We start from the raw sequence: 15,492 nt of genomic DNA, 5'->3' as shown, positions 1-15,492 counted from the left end.
CTGCCTCAGGCCGACCCCCGCACCACCAGCGCGGTCGGGATGATCACCGACGTCGGCGCCGACGAGGCCGGGTCGTTGAGCCGCCGCAGCAGCAGCCGGGTCATCAGCCGCCCCATCTCCTCGATCTCCTGGCGGACGGTGGTGAGCGTCGGCTCGGTCCAGGCCGCGATCGACTCGACGTCGTCGAAGCCGACCACCGCGACGTCCTCCGGGACGCGCCGCCCGGCCGCCCGCAGGACCCGGATCGCACCGGAGGCCATCGCGTCGGAGGCCGCGAAGACCGCGTCCAGGTCCGGCCGCCGGGCGAGGAGTTCGGTCATCGCCCGGATGCCGCCGTCCGCGGTGAAGTCGCCGACCGCGATCAGCTCCTCGTCGCCGTCGGGGAACAGGTCGCGGTAGCCGTCGAGGCGGTCGATGGAGGAGGTCTGGTCGAGCGGGCCGGTGATGGTGGCGATCCGCCGCCGCCCGATGGAGCGCAGGTGCTGGACGGCGAGCCGGGCGCCGCCGCGGTTGTCGTTGTCGACGTAGACCAGGTCCCGGTCGGACTCGGCGCCGGGCCAGCCGGGGCGTCCGCCGATCACGAAGGGCAGGCCGAGGCGCTGGGCGGTCACCGGGGTGGGGTCGGTGCGGTGCAGGGAGAACAGCAGGACGCCGTCGACGTGGCCGCCGGCCAGGTAGCGGCCGATCCGCTCGTGGTCCCGTTCGTCCTCGGCGAGCAGCAGCACCATCTGGTTGTCGGCGGCGGCCAGTTCGCGGCTGATGCCGCGCAGGTGCTGGGCGAAGAACGGGTCGGAGAAGAACCGGGCCTCGGGTTCGGCGACGACCACGCCAATCGCCCGGTTGCGCCGGGTGACCAGGGTGCGGGCGGCCAGGTTGGGGACGTAGCCGAGTTCGGCGACCGCCCGTTCGACCTTCTCGCGCAGCGCGGCGCGCACCCCCGCGCCGCCGTTGACCACCCGGGAGGCGGTGGCCCGGGACACGCCGGCCCGCTCGGCCACCGATTCCAGGGTGGGGCGCCCGCCCGCTCCCGTGTCGGCTTCCGCCACCGTGGGCTCCTCTCCAGCGTCCGCCACGTCCGCCACCCTCGCGGACCTCCGCACGCACGTGATCGCGTTCTTGCTGCGAGCAGCCTAGCGCCCGCCACCCCGGCCCGAGAGCGCTCTCAGAAACCGGGGCGGGGCCCGGAGCGGCCGTCCGACCGGCCGGGCGGCCGTCCCGCCTCAGACCGTGACCACCTGCCGCTCGCCCGCCTCGACGGCGACGGCCAGCCGGTTGCCGGGCGGCGGGAACGGGCAGATGAAGTGGTCGGCGAACGCGCACGGCGGCAGGAACGCCCGGTTGAAGTCCAGCACGGTGCGCCCCTGCGCGTCCGGCGCGGGCAGCGAGACGAACCGGAACCGGTACGTCTCCCGCCCGCTGGTCCGGTCCGCGATCACCCCGCTGAGCCGCCCGCCCGCGCCCTCGGAGCCGCTGACGGTCAGCGTGTGCGGCCGCCCGGCCAGCGTGAACGCGACCCGCCCGGTGACGGTGAGCGGCCGGGCCCGGCCGTCCGCGTTCTCCACCAGCAGGGCCTGCGCGCCGTCCTCGAACGGCGTGAACACGGCGGGCACCGCCCAGTCGGGGGCGTACGGGTAGACCGCGATGCCGGCGAACCCGGCCCGGGCGGGGGCGGCGGGGTCGAAGACCCGCAGGGCGAGTTCGCCCTCCCGCTCGATCGGGACCAGCCGCAGCTCGTCCAGGACGGCGGTCTGCGGGTGCCGGTCGGTGTCCGGCCGCAGCGCGACCCGGCCGGTCGACTCGCGTTCCTCGCCCTCGACCCGGACGCCGTCCCCGGCGCGCAGCTCGGCGCAGACCGCGCCGCCCTCGGCCCACCAGCGGCCGGGCAGGCCGGGGACCTCCGCGGGTACGGGCTCCAACCAGTGAGTGCCGGTCAGGGCCAGCGGGCCGTGCGGCGCGCCGGCCGCGGCGCTCCGGGCCTCCGTCCAGCGCTGCCAGGCTTCGGCTGCGGTGTCGGTCATCGGACTGCCTCCCAAGTCGCTCTGTTCTCAGGCCACTTCGTTCTCGGGTCGGTTCGTTCCTCAGGTCACTTCGTTCTCAGGTCGCTTCATTCTCAAGTCGCTTCGTCCTCAAGTCGCTTCGTCCTCAGGTCACTTCCGAGGTCGCTCCCGGTGGGCGTCGGTTCCCGCCCGGGCCGGGCGCGGTCAGGTCCGGGTCAGCGGGCGGAACAGCCCCTCCTGCATCACCGAGACCACCAGCCGCCCCTCGCGGTCGTAGATGTCGCCGCGGGCCAGTCCGCGCGCGCCGTGCGCGATCGGCGACTCCTGCCGGTACAGCAGCCAGTCGTCGGCCCGGAACGGGCGGTGGAACCACATCGCGTGGTCCAGCGAGGCCATGTCGAAGTTCCGTTCGCCCCACAGCGGTTCGACCGGGGCGCGGACGGCGTCCAGCAGCGTCATGTCGCTGGCGTAGGTGAGCGCGCAGACGTGGATCAGCGGGTCGTCCGGCAGCGCGCCGTTGGTGCGCAGCCACACGCCGCTGCGGGCCTCCACGCCCTTCAGCTCCTCGCGCGTCCACTTCAGCCGGTCCACGTACCGGATGTCGAAGGGCTGGCGGCGGCTGATGAACGGCGGCAGCTCGCCGAGCCGGGCGCCGACCTCGTCCAGCGCGCTCGGCAGCGTCTCCGGCGCGGGGACGTCCGGCATCGGGAACTGGTGCTCGATGCCGCCGGGCTCGGGCTTGTGGAAGTCCGCGGTGAGCGCGAAGATCGACCGCCCGCCCTGGATGCCGAGCACCCGCCGGGTGGTGAACGAGCGCCCGTCCCGGATCCGGTCGACCTGGTAGACGATCGGCACGCCGGGGATGCCGGGGCGCAGGAAGTACGCGTGCAGCGAGTGCACCGGCCGGTCCTCGTCCACCGTCCGGCCCGCCGCGACCAGCGCCTGCCCGGCCACCTGCCCGCCGAAGGTCCGTTGCAGCGACTCCTCCGGGCTGCGGCCGCGGAAGATGTTCAGCTCGATCCGCTCCAGGTCCAGCAGGTCGACGAGCTGGTCGACGGGGTTTCCCATGTATCGCTCCCTCTCCGGACGCCCGGTGGGCAGGGGTGTGCCGCCGAACGCCTCGTCCGTCCAGCACAAGTCTCCGCGCCCACCGGGAATTCCCGCCTCCCGGCGCGGTCACCCCCGTCACGCCAGGCCGGACTGCCGCACCGTGATGTTCAGCCGCCCCGTCAGGCCCAGCTCCGGGTCGGCCGTGCCCGGCAGCGTCCGCACCACCCCGTGGTACGCGAAACGGCTCTCCCCGCCGAACACCAGCAGGTCGCCGCCGCACAGCCGCAGGTCCGTCCACGGCCTGGTCCTGGTCTCGGTGTTCCCCAGCCGGAACACGCACTCGTCCCCCAGCGACAGCGACACCACCGGCGCGTTCACCCGCTCCTCCCGGTCCTGGTGCAGTCCCATCCGCGCCCCGTGCGGGTAGTGGTTCACCACCGCGATGTCCGGCGCGAAGCCCGCCGCCCCCGCCACCTCCCCGACCCGCTCCCCGTACGCCTGCGCCACCGCCCGCCGGGCCAGCCCGCCCAGCACCTCCGGGAACGGCTTCACCGGCGCCCCGTCCCCGTCCACCACCGTCCGCGCGTAGCCGTACGGGTACCAGTGCCACCCCAGCGACACCGTCCGCACCGACATCGCCCCGCCCCCGGGCAGCACCACCGACCGCATCCCCGCCGGCGGCCGCGCCCACTCCCGGCACGCCGCCACCAGCTCCCGCTGCTCCGCCACCCCCAACCACCCCGGCACCAGCACCACCCCGTCCGCCGGCTCCTCCCGCCCACGCCCGAACAGCTCCCCGGCGAACACCCCACCACCACGCATCCCCCCATGCTCCCACCCGCCCCCGACACCCCCGCCCCCGAACGCCCCCGTCGCACACCTCTCCCAACCCGCCGCAGGCACCCCGCCCCACCGCCCCACATGCGCCCGCCGCCGTCCCGTCGGACCCTGGTGTGGGGGCTTCCCCCCCCCGGAGGAGGTGGCGCGATGCATCCGTTGGAGTTCCGCGTGGTGGATCTTCCCGAGTCCTCGCTGCACAAGACCGCAGTGCTGGTGCTCGGGCAGCACCGGGCGGTGCTGGTCGGTACGGGGCTGCGGCTCTCGGACGGGCGGCGGCTGGCCCGGGAGGTCGAGGACTCGGGGCGGCGGCTGAGCGCCGTCCTGGTGCCGCACCACGCGCCGGACTGCTGGCTGGCGGCGGAGGTGCTGCGCGACGCCTTCCCCGAGGCGCGGATGCTCGCCCCCGATCCGGTCCGCGCCCGGATCGAGCGCGACTACCCCGCGGTGCGTGCCGCGTGGGCCGGACTGGGGGACGAACTCCCGTCCCGCCTGGTCGCGTTGGAGCCGCTGGAGGGCGACGCCGTCGAGCTGGAGGACCACCGGCTGGAGCTGCGCGGGGCGTCGTTGGGGCTACCCGAGCACCACTACCTGTGGGAGCACCGGAGCCGGACGCTGCTCGGCGGTCCGCTGCTCTGGCTGAACGTGCACCCCTGGCTGGCCGACACCCCGGACGCCGCGCAGCGCGAGGCGTGGATCGACCTGCTCGACGAGATGGCGACGCTGGAACCGCTGCGCACCGTCCCGGGCCACCGCCGCCTGACCACCCCCGACCCCGCCGCTCCCGCCGCCGACCCGATCGGCTGGACCGGCGACTACCTGCGCGCGTTCGCCACCGAACTCGGCAAGCCCGTCGCCGCGGACGCCGTCGTGGCCGCCCTGCTGCACCGCTACCCGTCCGCCGCGCTGCCCGCCTCCGTCGGCCCGGCCGTCCGGACCGCCCGGGAGCGGAGCGCCGCCGCCTGAACCGGGCCGCCCCGCACCGCGCCGTCAACCGACCGCCGCCCACGCTCACCCCCGGCCCCGGGCGCGTTCCCGCGACCCCACCCCGCAACCGCGACATATTGGACACCCGACGCCTCGCACCGCCGCACCACCGAACCACTTCGCACCGCCCCGCGCCACCGAACCACCGCTCGACCGACGACAGGAACACCGCCGTGCTCGCCAAGCAGTACGAGATCACCCTGCCCGCCGACTACGACCTCGACGTCATCCGCCGCCGGATCAAGGCCGGCGCCCCGCTGCTGGACGACCGGCCGGGGCTCGGCTTCAAGGCGTGGCTGATCCGCGAGCGCGGGACGGACGGCTCGCCGGTCAACCAGTACGCGCCGCTGTACGTGTGGCGCTCGGACGGGGAGGCGGCCCGGTTCCTGGTCGGCGGCGGGGGCTTCGAGAACATCGTCCGGGACTTCGGGCGCCCGACCGTCCGCCACTGGACCGTCCTCGCGCACTTCTCCGGCCCGGCCCGCACCGCCGCCCCCGAGCCCGGCACCGCCACCCGCCGGCTGACCACCGTCCCGGCCGGCCCGGACCCGCTGGCGCTCGCCGCGCACGTCGGGCAGGAGGTGGAGCAGCTGCGCGAACTGGCCCGCGACCCCGGCGTGCACACCGCCGTGCTGGCCCTCGACCCGTCCGGCTGGGAGCTGCTGCGCTTCGTCCTCCGCTCGGACGAACCCGCCGACGTCCCGTCCGCCGACCCCGCGGCCGACCCGGCGACGACGCTCTTCCGGCTCCCCCACCTGTCTGCCCCGGAGCTGTCCGCCTTCCCCGAGGGCCGCGTCTGGTAGTGCCCCGGCCACGGCGGCACACCCCCGCCCCGCCTACTCCAGCACCCCGATCTTCCGCGCGCACCAGCCCCAGGCGTTCCAGCCCTGGCGGCGCAGGATCTCCTCGCCCACCGTGATCTGCTGCCGCCGGCTCGCGCGGTCGGGGCGGTCGGCGTAGCGCAGGCCGCCCGCCTCCCGCCAGGTGGGCGGCCAGATCTGCAGGCCGCCGTAGTAGCCGTTGCCGGTGTCGGCCTGCCAGTCGCCGTCGCTCTCGCAGTCGGCGAGCCGGTCCCACACCGCGTCGGACACCGCCTGGCGGGCGGCGGCGGGCGTACCGGCCGTCGTGACGGCGGCGGGGAGCAGCAGGCCGAGCGCGATCAGCGCCCGGCCGGACGAGGGGGGTATCCGCAGAGGTATTCGCATCCCCCGACGCTACGCACCGCACCCGCCGCACCACCCTCCGGACACCGCCGAGCGGGTGGTCCCCCGCCCCTGCCCCCTTGCGCCGCCGCGCGCCCCGGGAACGGCGGAAGCCGCCACCCCCGGGGTACGGGGTGGCGGCTTCACGCCGACGGGGTGGGGCCGACGGGCGGCCCCGGGGGAAGCGGTGCTTCCGCGGGGGTGGGTCAGACGGAGAGGACCTGGCCCGGGTAGATCAGGTCCGGGTTGCCGCCCACGACACCGGAGTTGCTGGTGTACAGGGTGTGCCAGTCGACGCCCAGGCTGTCCGCGATCTTGGACAGGGTGTCGCCGGACTTCACGGTGTAGCTGTTGCCGGACTTGGCGGTGTTGGTGTCGGTGGTCGCCGCGGCGGGCTTGTTCTTCCAGGTCTGCTTCGGGGTCTCCTGCGCGGCGGCCTTGGGGGCCTGGGTGCGGGACTCGGAGCGGGAGGCCTTGGCGGAGTCGCCCGAGGCGGCGCTGTTCGACTTCGCGGAGGACGAGGTCGACTTCGAGGAGGAGGTCGACTTCGAGGACGAAGCGGACGAGGAGGAGCTACCGGACGAGGTGTCGACCTGGGCCGGCGCGCCGCCCTTGGTCAGACCGGCCTTCACGGAGCAGACGGGCCAGGCGCCCGGGCCCTGCGAGGCCAGGACCTTCTCGGCGACGGCGATCTGCTGCGCCTTGGTGGCCTGGTTGGCCTGCGGGGCGTAGGCGGTGCCGCCGAAGGCGGCCCAGGTGGAGGAGGTGAACTGCAGGCCACCGTAGAAGCCGTTGCCGGTGTTGATCGACCAGTTGCCGGTCGACTCGCACTGGGCGACCTTGTCCCAGGTCGAGACGTCCGCGGCGGAGGCCGAGGTGGCCGTGACGAGGCCGGCCACCGGGACGGCGAGCAGGGCGCCGCCCACGACAGCCGCGCGGACGCGGTTGCGCTTGGGGGCGGTGGTGGCAGCGGCGGTCTCGTTACGGAAAGCCATGAGATTCCTCTCAACAACCCCGGGATAGGGCAGGCGGAACCAGGCCCCGGCGGGGCCGTGCTCGCTCGCCAAGTCCGTTGGGCGACCGGTCACGTGTCGGACGTGCCGTTGCCGCCCCGGCCACCTGTCCGCATCCCCGGCGGCGGCTGGCTGCCGTCGCGCCGGTGGGCGCAGGGCCCGGGTTCCGGGGTGAGCCGGAGGGGGGCCGTGCGTCGGGGGTGAACCCGGGAGGTGCTCGTTGCACCGGGCAAAAACCTACGATTCGGACTCCGCGGCGCCAAACAGTTTCGGGACACCCCAGGTCAAAGCAGTGTTACCGGCGGTATCGATCATGGCCATCGCAAGTAAATGTCCGTTTCATCCGCTTTTTCCAAGATCAAACCATATGTGGATATGGCCCCGGTCACACCGAAACCCGTGTGAGGTCGCGCACAGTGTCGACGGAAGGTGATCCTCCGCACACACGGAGCGATCAGAAGCCGCGCAAATTCCGTCGCCCGGCCGTCCACCCGTGACCCCAGCCACAACCTCCCGTTGGTAATGGCGGTCGGCGCTCCCCGCGCCGCGCGCCCGGGAGGTCCCGCCCGGGGCACCCGAACGAGCACCTGGAACGTCAGGGCGAACGAGGAGTCTGCTAGTGCCGCGCATGCTTGAGGTGAGCGAGGACGTACGCGCCGAGATCGGCGACGACGAGGCCGAGAGCCTGCTCGCGGGTGCCCACGCCCCCGACGCGTACGACTGCACCTCCTGCCGACAACCGGGCGACTCGCTGTACGAGCCCACCAGCACCGTCCTGTTCGTCGGCGAGGAGACCGCGGTGCTGGCCTTCGCGCACGCCCGCTGCGTCCCGTCCCAGGTGGTGCCGGTGGACGAGCAGCAGCTGCGCGGCGCGGTCGAGTCGATCGGCCAGGGCGGCGGCGCCGCCGTCGACCCGGTGGCCCCGCCCGCCGGGCCCGCCGCGCCGCAGCCCGCGCTCCGGGTGGACATCCCGGAGCCGATCACCGCCCCGCCGACCGCGCCGCCCGGCCAGCCGCAGCCCGCGGTGCTCGGCGTGACCTGCGGCATCGTGCTGTGCGGCGACACCCAGCACGCCGCGCTGGTGGTCGAGCCGACCGGGCCGGTGGGCCGCCCGGGCAGCGTGCACGGCGAGGACGAGTTCCTCTCGCTGCTCACCGAGCACGGCTTCCAGATCGTCCAGGACGTCAACCAGGCGCCGGCCCGGCCGCGGGCCGGCTGGTCGGTGCTGATGGCGATGGGGCAGCTGCACGCGATCCTCCAGCCCTCGGCGAACGGCGGCTCGGCCGCCTGGTGGCAGGCCCACCAGCCGCTCCAGGTCACCCCGGGGTGGCGGGCCGCGGCGGCCCGCAAGTCCGAGGTGATCATGTACGCGGTGCCGGCCGGCACCATCGGCCGCCAGCCCCGCGAGGACCTGCTGCGGATCGCCATGGACCGGGCCGCCGCCCGCGGCCTGCTCGCCGCCGGCATGCTCCCGCTGGCCGGCACCTGAGAGCGGGGGCGCGCCGATGACCGACCCCGTGAACGACCCGGCCACCGCCCCGGACGGCCCCGACGCCCCGGCGGTCCCGGCCGCCCGCAGCGGCGTTGACCAGGGCACGGGCACCCCGACCGGGCGAGGACTGGGGGCGGCGCCCCCGCATCCCAAGCCGGTCTCGCTCGTTGGCTCCTACGTGTACAGCTACGACCTCGCGTCCCCCGGCCGTCCCTCCGCCCAGTCCGGCCCCGGCGGCGCCGGCCGGGCGATCCCGAACATGCGCCCGTCGTACGACGCCGAGCACCCGGTGTCGGCCACCCCGATCTACGACACGCTGTACTCCGAGTACCGGCGGATGTTCCGGGCGCTGCCCGGCGACCGCTCCGGCGAGGAGGGGATGCGGTTCACCGGCTTCGCGGTCCGCGAACCGCAGCCCCAGCCGGCGTCCCCGTCCGCCGCGCACCCGCGCGAGGCCCCCGACCGGCCGGGCGCCCTGGCGTACGCGCAGCAGCACCAGTCGTTCGACACGTACGCCGGGCAGGCCCCGGGCGCCCCGCAGTTCATGCCCGCGCAGACCTCCGCCGCGCAGGCCAACGGCCAGGGCTGGGTGGCCTCCGGCTACCTGGGCGCCCCGGGCGGCTCCCCCGCCCCCGGCGGCACCCCGGGCGGGCGGCACCGCTCGGTACTGTCCCTGCCCCCGGGCCGGGACGCCTGACCCGGCACCGCGCCGGAGAGCACCACGAGAAGGGGAGAGGGGGGGGGGGGGGGGGGGGGGGCCCCCGGGGGGGGGGGCCCCGGCGCGGGCCGCCCCCCCCCCCGCGCCCGCCCCGCCCCCCCCGCCCCCCGGCGGGCCCCCCCCCCGGGGGGGGGCGGGGGCGGGGGGGGGGGCCCGCCCCCCTCTCCCCTTCTCCCGCCCCTACTTCTGCGCCTTCGCTCCTGCTACTTCTTCTTGCGCTTCTCCCGGACCCGGACCGAGATCGAGATCGGGGTGCCCTCGAAGCCGAACTCCTCGCGCAGCCGGCGCTCGACGAACCGGCGGTAGCCCGCCTCCAGGAAACCGGACGCGAACAGCACGAACCGCGGCGGGCGGGTGCCCGCCTGGGTGCCGAACAGGATGCGCGGCTGCTTGCCGCCGCGGATCGGGTGCGGGTGCGCGGCGACCAGCTCGCCGAGGAAGGCGTTCAGCCGGGCGGTCGGGATGCGGGTCTCCCAGCCGGCCAGCGCGGTCTCGATCGCCGGGACGAGCTTCTCCATGTGGCGGCCGGTCTTGGCCGAGACGTTCACCCGGGGCGCCCACTGCACCTGCACCAGGTCGCGCTCGATCTCGCGCTCCAGGTAGAAGCGGCGCTCCTCGTCCAGCTGGTCCCACTTGTTGTAGGCGATGACCACGGCGCGCCCGGCCTCGACGGCCATCGAGATGATCCGGGTGTCCTGCTCGGCGAGCGTCTCGCTGGCGTCGACCAGGACGACCGCGACCTCGGCCTTGTCCAGCGCGGCGGAGGTGCGCAGCGAGGCGTAGAAGTCGGCGCCGGCGGTCTGGTGGACCCGGCGGCGGATACCGGCGGTGTCGATGAACTTCCAGGTCTTGCCGCCGAGTTCGATCAGCTCGTCGACCGGGTCGCGGGTGGTGCCGGCCAGCTCGTTGACCACCACCCGGTCCTCGCCGGCCACCTTGTTGAGCAGGCTGGACTTGCCGACGTTCGGCCGGCCGATCAGCGCGACCCGGCGCGGGCCGCCGGGCGCGTACCCGTCGCCGAACAGCTGCGGCGGGGCCTCCGGGAGGACGGCCAGGACGGCGTCCAGCAGGTCGCCGGAGCCGCGGCCGTGCAGCGCGGAGACGGGGTAGGGCTCGCCCAGGCCGAGCGACCACAGGTAGGCGGCCTCGGCCTCGGTGGACGGGCCGTCGACCTTGTTGGCGCACAGCACCACGGGCTTGCCGGAGCGGCGGATCAGCCGGACCAGGGCGTCGTCGGTGTCGGTGGCGCCGACCTTGGCGTCCACCACGAAGAGCACCGCGTCGGCCTGCTCGATGCCCAGCTCGGCCTGCGCGGCGACCATCGCGTCCAGGCCGAGGACGTCGATCTCCCAGCCGCCGGTGTCCAGGACCTTGAACCGGCGCCCGGCCCACATGGCCTCGTAGCTGACCCGGTCGCGGGTGACGCCGGGGCGGTCCTCGACGACCGCCTCGCGGCGGCCGATGATGCGGTTGACCAGGGTGGACTTGCCGACGTTCGGCCGGCCGACGATGGCCAGCACCGGCAGCGGGCCGGTGCCGTCCAGGTCGGCCTCGACCTCCTCGCCGTCGAAGCCCTCCTCGGCGGCCAGCGCCATGAACTCGGCGTACTCGGCGTCACCGAGGCCGCCGTGCTGGGCGGTGGTGTCGTTGCTCATGTTCCGTTTTCCGTTTCCCGGCCCGGCCCTTCCCAGGGGCGTGCCGTGCGTACCTGCCCCGCGGGCAGCGCGGACCGCGCGGATCTCGCGCGGTCGGGATGGTGCTGTTCCGGTCCCGGTGCCGCTAGGCAGCGGTCAGGCCGGCCTTCTGCTCGACCAGGTCGGCGATCGTGTCGATCACCTGGTCGAGGGTGAGTTCGCTGGTGTCCACCAGCACCGCGTCGGCGGCCTGGGTCAGCGGGGCGGTCTCCCGGGAGGAGTCCGCGGCGTCCCGGCGGGCCAGGTCGGCGGCCATCGCGGTGATGGTCGCCTCGTCCACGCCCTTCGCCCGCAGCTCTGCGGCCCGGCGCTCGGACCGGGCCCGCTCGGACGCGGTCAGGAACACCTTCACGGTGGCTCCCGGGAACACCACCGAGCCCATGTCCCGGCCCTCGGCGACGATCCCGCGCTCGGCGTGCGAGGCGCAGCCGCGCTGCAGCTCCACCAGCCGGGCGCGGACCGCCGGGACGGCCGCCACGGCGCTCACCTTGGCGGTCACCTCGGGGCCGCGGATCGGCCCGGACACGTCCTGCCCGTCCACGGTTATGGTCGGCCCGGCGGCGTCCGTCCCGGACACGATCACCGGCTTCCCGCAGGCGATCGCCACCGCCTCCGCGTCCTCGACGTCCACCTCGTTGGCGAGCATCCACCAGGTCATCGCCCGGTACATCGCGCCGGTGTCCAGGAAGCTCAGCCCCAGCCGCGCGGCCACCGCCCGCGACACGGTCGACTTCCCGGACCCCGAAGGTCCGTCGATGGCGACGACGACCGGGCCGCTCGACGCTCGGTCGACACTGTCCACGGGGCGAACCTCTCTCTCACGACACAAGAACTCACCCTCAAGGTTAATGGACACCCGCCCACCCCCGACCCGCCCGGCGAAACCCCCCGCCAGCCCCCTCCCCCACAGGCCGACCACCCCCTCCGCTCGCGCAGCCCCGCCGTCGGCACCCGCACCATCACCGGCGCAACAGCCAACCACACGTGACCGACCTTGCTGGTCCTCTTCTCCCCCACCCCCCAGAGCCCCGCGCAGCGGCTCCCTCTCCCACGTCCCCAGAGCCCCGCGCAGCGGCTCCCTCTCCCGCGTCCCCAGAGCCCCGCGCAGCGGACCCCCTAGTCCCGCACCCCCCACCCCCGCTCGCGCAACCCCGCCGCCAGCACCCGCACCATCGCCGGCGCGACGGCCAACTGCACGTGCCCGACCTGCTGGCCCGTCGAGTGCTCGATCGTCACGTCCTCGATGTTCACCCCCAGCGCGCCGACCTCGCCGAAGAGGCGGCCGAGTTCGCCGGGCTGGTCGCCGAGGACGACGGTGACTGTCTCGTAGCGGGTGGGCGGCGCCCCGTGCTTGCCCGGGATGCGGGCCTGGCCGGTGTTGCCGCGGCGCATGACGGCCTCGATGCCGGCCGCGCCCGCGCGCCGCTCGCCCTCGTCGGCGGCCTGGAGGGCCCGCAGCGCGGTGACGGTGTCCGCGAGGTCGGCGGCGAGGTCGTCGAGGACGTCGGCGACCACGCCCGCGTTGGCGGAGAGGATGTCGATCCACATCGCGGGGTTGGAGGCGGCGATCCGGGTGACGTCGCGCACGCCCTGGCCGGAGAGCCGGACGGCGGTCTCGTCGGCGTGTTCGAGCCGGGCGGCGACCAGCGAGGAGAGCAGTTGCGGGGCGTGCGAGACGAGGGCGACGGCCCGGTCGTGGTCGGCGGCGTCCATCACGATCGGCATGGCCCCGCAGAGGGCGACGAGTTCGAGCGCGGCGTTGAGCGTCTCGGTGTCGGTGTCGGCGGTGGGCGTGAGCACCCAGGGGCGGCCCTCGAACAGGTCGGCGGTGGCGGCGAGCGGCCCGGAGCGTTCGCGGCCGGCCATCGGGTGCGAGCCGATGTAGTGGACGGTGTCGAGTCCGAGCGCGGCGATCTCGCCGCGCGGCCCGGCCTTGACGCTGGCGACGTCGGTGTAGCAGCGGGCCAGGCCGCGCCGCTGGCAGTCCGCGAGGACCTTGCCGACCAGGGCGGGCGGGACGGCGATGACGGCCAGGTCGACGGGCCCGTCGGGGAGCTCGGTGGTGCCCGCGCCGAGCGAGGCGGCCGTGCGGGCGGCGTCCTGGTCGGCGTCCTCCAGGTGGACGCTTATCCCCCGGCGGGTGAGGGCGAGCGCGGCGGAGGTGCCGATCAGTCCGGTGCCGATGACGGCGGCTGTGCGCATGGCGGCTTCTCGTCTCCCGGGTGCGGTCAAGGGGTGTCGGGCCCCATCCTCTCGTACGCCCCGGTGGCCGCGCATACCGCCCCGGCGGGGCCCGTGGGCCGACGCGCAGGGGAAATCCGGGTGTGGTGGCGGGGGTTGGGTGCAGACTGGGCGCCCGGGTCCGGGGTGCGGGCCGACGGGCGAAGGGGGACAGGTGGCGGGGAAACGGGCGGTGTGGGAGTCCGGGTTGGAGTCGGTGGTGGTGCACGCGGCGGGCGCGGTGTGCCGGCGCCGGGCGTCGGGGGTGGTGCCGGCGGACGGCCGGGTGCGGGTGGCGGGGCTGCCCCGGCTGGCCGCGGCGGGGTCGCTGCGGGTGCGGGTGCTGTCGGGTGACGGGCGGGTCGCCGAGGCCCGGCTGGAGTACCCGGCCCGGGTCCGCTCCGATGACGAACGGCCCGCCTGGGAGCAGGAGTTGAAGGAGCTCCGGGCCCGGGTCGAGCTGGTGGAGGAGCGCCGCGCGCGGCTGGAGGAGCGGATCGCCGAGGTCGCGGCGCTGCGCGCGGTGCCGCCGCAGCGGCGCCGGGACGAGGGGCACCGGCGGGCTCCGGCGGACGCGGTGCTGGCGCTGGCGGAGTTCGTGGACACCCGGCTGGAGGTGCTGCAGGAGCGGGCGGTGGAGCTGGCCCAGGAGGTCCGGCTGGCCGAGCACGCCCTGCTGGTGGCCGAGGAGCGCGCGGACGCCCGTTCGAGCGCCGAGCGGCCGGGCGGCGTGGAGGCGGGGGCGTGCGCCGAGCTGACGGTGCGCGGCGCGGGCCCGGTGGAGCTGGAGGTGGAGTACGCGGTGCCGGGCGCGGTGTGGGTGCCGACGTACCGGCTGGCGCACCGCCGGGGCGAGCGCACCGCGCGGCTGGTGCTGCGGGCGTCGGTGGCGCAGCGCACCGGCGAGGACTGGTCGGGGGTGCGGCTGGCGCTGTCGACGGCGAGCCTGGTGCGCTCGGGCGCGCTGCCGGAGCTGGCCTCGCTGCGGATCGGCCGCCGGCAGGCGGCGCCCGCGCCCTCGGGGTGGCGGGCCCAGCCGGCCGGCCTGGACGACCTGTTCGCGGGCTGGCAGGACGCGCAGCGCGCGAAGCCGGAGCCGTACGCGGCGTCGGCGCCGGTGGCGGTGGCGGGCGGTGGCCCGGTGCCCGCGCCGAAGCCCGCGCCCCGGCCGTCGGCCCGGCGGGCGTCGGCCCGGGCCTGGGGTCCGGCGGGCGCCGCGGGGGCGCCGGGGTTCGTCCCGACGGCCCCGCCGGTGCCGATGGCGCCGATGGCACCGGTGGCGCCGGTGGCCGCGTCCGCTCCCCCGCCGCCCCCGGCCCCGGCCCCGGCGGGCGCGGCGCCGCCCGGCCAGGCGTACGGCGGGGCGCCGCAAGCGTTCGGCGGGGCGCCGCAGGGCTACGGCGGGGCGGCCCCCGAGCCGTTCGCGGACTTCGCGCCGGCCGCCGCGCCCGACCCGCGCCCGTCCGCCGACCAGCTGGACTACCCGGCGATGGTGCTGGCGGGCCCGGAGGAGGAGTCGTACCGCCGGGGCCGGCTGTTCCCGGAGCCCGCGCGGCCCGGGGCGGGCGGGGGCGCGCTGCACGAGGCGGAGGCGGTGGGGCGGCTGCCGCTGCCGCGCTTCGGGGCGCCGCCGCGCGAGTCGGCGGGCGCCTTCGACCACCGCTTCGACGCGCAGGCCCCGGCGCACGTCCCCTCGGACGGGGTGTGGCACACGGTGGCGGTGGCGGAGCTGCCGGTGGGGGTGCGCACCAGCTACGTGACGGTGCCCTCGGTGGAGGAGGCGGTGTACGCGGTGCTGGAGCTGTCGAACGCGACGGCGCACGCGCTGCTGGCCGGTCCGGTGGAGGTGTCGGTAGACGGCGACTTCCTGCTGACGGCGGCGCTGCCGACGCTGGCGCCGGGCGGGGTGCGGGAGGTGGGCCTGGGCCGGGCGGAGGAGCTGCGGGTGGCCCGGCACACCGAGGTGCGGGAGTCGACGTCGGGGGTGCTGAACTCGACGACGGTGCTCGACCACGGGGTGCGGATCGAGCTGGTGAACCGGCTGCCGCACGAGGCGTCGGTGGAGGTCCGCGAGCGGGTCCCGGTCCCGGGCGACCCGGAGGTGCGGATCGAGGAGCGGCCGGGCTGGTCGCCGCCGGCCGAGCCGTCCGCCGAGGTGCCCGCCTCGGCGCGGATCCGCCGGGTGGTGGTGCCGCCCGGCGGTTCGGTGGAGCTGACGGGCGGTTATGTGGTCCGCATCCCGGCCGGCAAGGCCGTGGTCGGCGGGAACCGGAGGAGTTGAA

14 protein-coding genes are annotated in these 15,492 nt (G+C 75.8%); 5 read left to right on the top strand and 9 right to left on the bottom strand.

What is annotated here, in order from left to right:
* Window positions 1-5 precede the first annotated feature (5 nt).
* The 4 genes from ACIP60_RS35970 to ACIP60_RS35955 all read right to left on the bottom strand — a co-directional run bounded on the left by ACIP60_RS35970 (window position 6) and on the right by ACIP60_RS35955 (window position 3,869).
* On the bottom strand, window positions 6-1,046 hold the full coding sequence (locus tag ACIP60_RS35970) for a LacI family DNA-binding transcriptional regulator (protein WP_400693108.1): 1,041 nt from the start codon (window positions 1,044-1,046) through the stop codon (window positions 6-8).
* Window positions 1,047-1,220: 174 nt separating this feature from the next.
* Entirely contained in the window at window positions 1,221-2,018 is a 798-nt protein-coding gene (locus tag ACIP60_RS35965) for a DUF1684 domain-containing protein (RefSeq protein WP_400693106.1), read from the bottom strand.
* A 183-nt stretch (window positions 2,019-2,201) separates the two neighbouring features.
* The gene (locus ACIP60_RS35960; protein ID WP_400693104.1) at window positions 2,202-3,065 is read right to left on the bottom strand and encodes an acyl-CoA thioesterase; all 864 of its coding nucleotides are present in this window, start codon (window positions 3,063-3,065) and stop codon (window positions 2,202-2,204) included.
* Window positions 3,066-3,182: 117 nt separating this feature from the next.
* Window positions 3,183-3,869 (bottom strand): alpha-ketoglutarate-dependent dioxygenase AlkB family protein, encoded by a 687-nt coding sequence (locus tag ACIP60_RS35955; RefSeq protein WP_400693102.1) that lies wholly within the window; start codon window positions 3,867-3,869, stop codon window positions 3,183-3,185.
* Window positions 3,870-4,034: 165 nt separating this feature from the next.
* Here ACIP60_RS35955 and ACIP60_RS35950 point away from each other — a divergent pair, with 165 nt between their 5' ends.
* A complete protein-coding gene (locus ACIP60_RS35950) occupies window positions 4,035-4,850 on the top strand; it encodes an MBL fold metallo-hydrolase (RefSeq protein WP_400693099.1) in 816 nt (271 codons plus the stop codon).
* A 194-nt stretch (window positions 4,851-5,044) separates the two neighbouring features.
* On the top strand, window positions 5,045-5,674 hold the full coding sequence (locus ACIP60_RS35945; protein WP_400693095.1) for a DUF4865 family protein: 630 nt from the start codon (window positions 5,045-5,047) through the stop codon (window positions 5,672-5,674).
* 33 nt (window positions 5,675-5,707) lie between these two features.
* Here the strand turns inward: ACIP60_RS35945 and ACIP60_RS35940 are convergent, their stop codons facing one another.
* A complete protein-coding gene (locus tag ACIP60_RS35940; RefSeq protein ID WP_400693092.1) occupies window positions 5,708-6,076 on the bottom strand; it encodes a transglycosylase family protein in 369 nt (122 codons plus the stop codon).
* Window positions 6,077-6,279: 203 nt separating this feature from the next.
* On the bottom strand, window positions 6,280-7,068 hold the full coding sequence (locus tag ACIP60_RS35935) for a transglycosylase family protein (protein WP_400693089.1): 789 nt from the start codon (window positions 7,066-7,068) through the stop codon (window positions 6,280-6,282).
* A 637-nt stretch (window positions 7,069-7,705) separates the two neighbouring features.
* On the opposite strand from ACIP60_RS35935, the gene ACIP60_RS35930 reads away from it, so the two are divergent.
* Window positions 7,706-8,575: a hypothetical protein gene (locus ACIP60_RS35930; protein WP_400693086.1), complete on the top strand. Its 870-nt coding sequence runs from the start codon at window positions 7,706-7,708 to the stop codon at window positions 8,573-8,575.
* 16 nt (window positions 8,576-8,591) lie between these two features.
* Window positions 8,592-9,275: a hypothetical protein gene (locus ACIP60_RS35925; RefSeq protein WP_400693083.1), complete on the top strand. Its 684-nt coding sequence runs from the start codon at window positions 8,592-8,594 to the stop codon at window positions 9,273-9,275.
* Window positions 9,276-9,499: 224 nt separating this feature from the next.
* On the opposite strand, the gene der is transcribed toward ACIP60_RS35925, so the two are convergent.
* The 3 genes from der to ACIP60_RS35910 form a co-directional block, all read right to left on the bottom strand.
* Entirely contained in the window at window positions 9,500-10,951 is a 1,452-nt protein-coding gene (gene der / locus ACIP60_RS35920) for a ribosome biogenesis GTPase Der (RefSeq protein WP_400693080.1), read from the bottom strand.
* A 124-nt stretch (window positions 10,952-11,075) separates the two neighbouring features.
* A complete protein-coding gene (gene cmk / locus ACIP60_RS35915) occupies window positions 11,076-11,792 on the bottom strand; it encodes a (d)CMP kinase (RefSeq protein ID WP_100840098.1) in 717 nt (238 codons plus the stop codon).
* Window positions 11,793-12,106: 314 nt separating this feature from the next.
* Window positions 12,107-13,192, bottom strand: a complete 1,086-nt coding sequence (locus ACIP60_RS35910; protein ID WP_400693077.1) for a prephenate dehydrogenase — start codon at window positions 13,190-13,192, stop codon at window positions 12,107-12,109.
* 193 nt (window positions 13,193-13,385) lie between these two features.
* Between ACIP60_RS35910 and ACIP60_RS35905 the strand changes: the two genes are divergently transcribed.
* Entirely contained in the window at window positions 13,386-15,491 is a 2,106-nt protein-coding gene (locus ACIP60_RS35905) for a DUF4139 domain-containing protein (protein ID WP_400693074.1), read from the top strand.
* The last annotated feature ends 1 nt before the right edge of the window (window position 15,492 follow it).

The organism is Kitasatospora sp. NPDC088783, assembly GCF_044750705.1.
GTDB lineage: Bacteria > Actinomycetota > Actinomycetes > Streptomycetales > Streptomycetaceae > Kitasatospora > Kitasatospora fiedleri.
The sequence above is the reverse complement of the archived record's forward strand: the minus strand, read 5'-3'. Positions and strand labels throughout refer to the sequence as shown.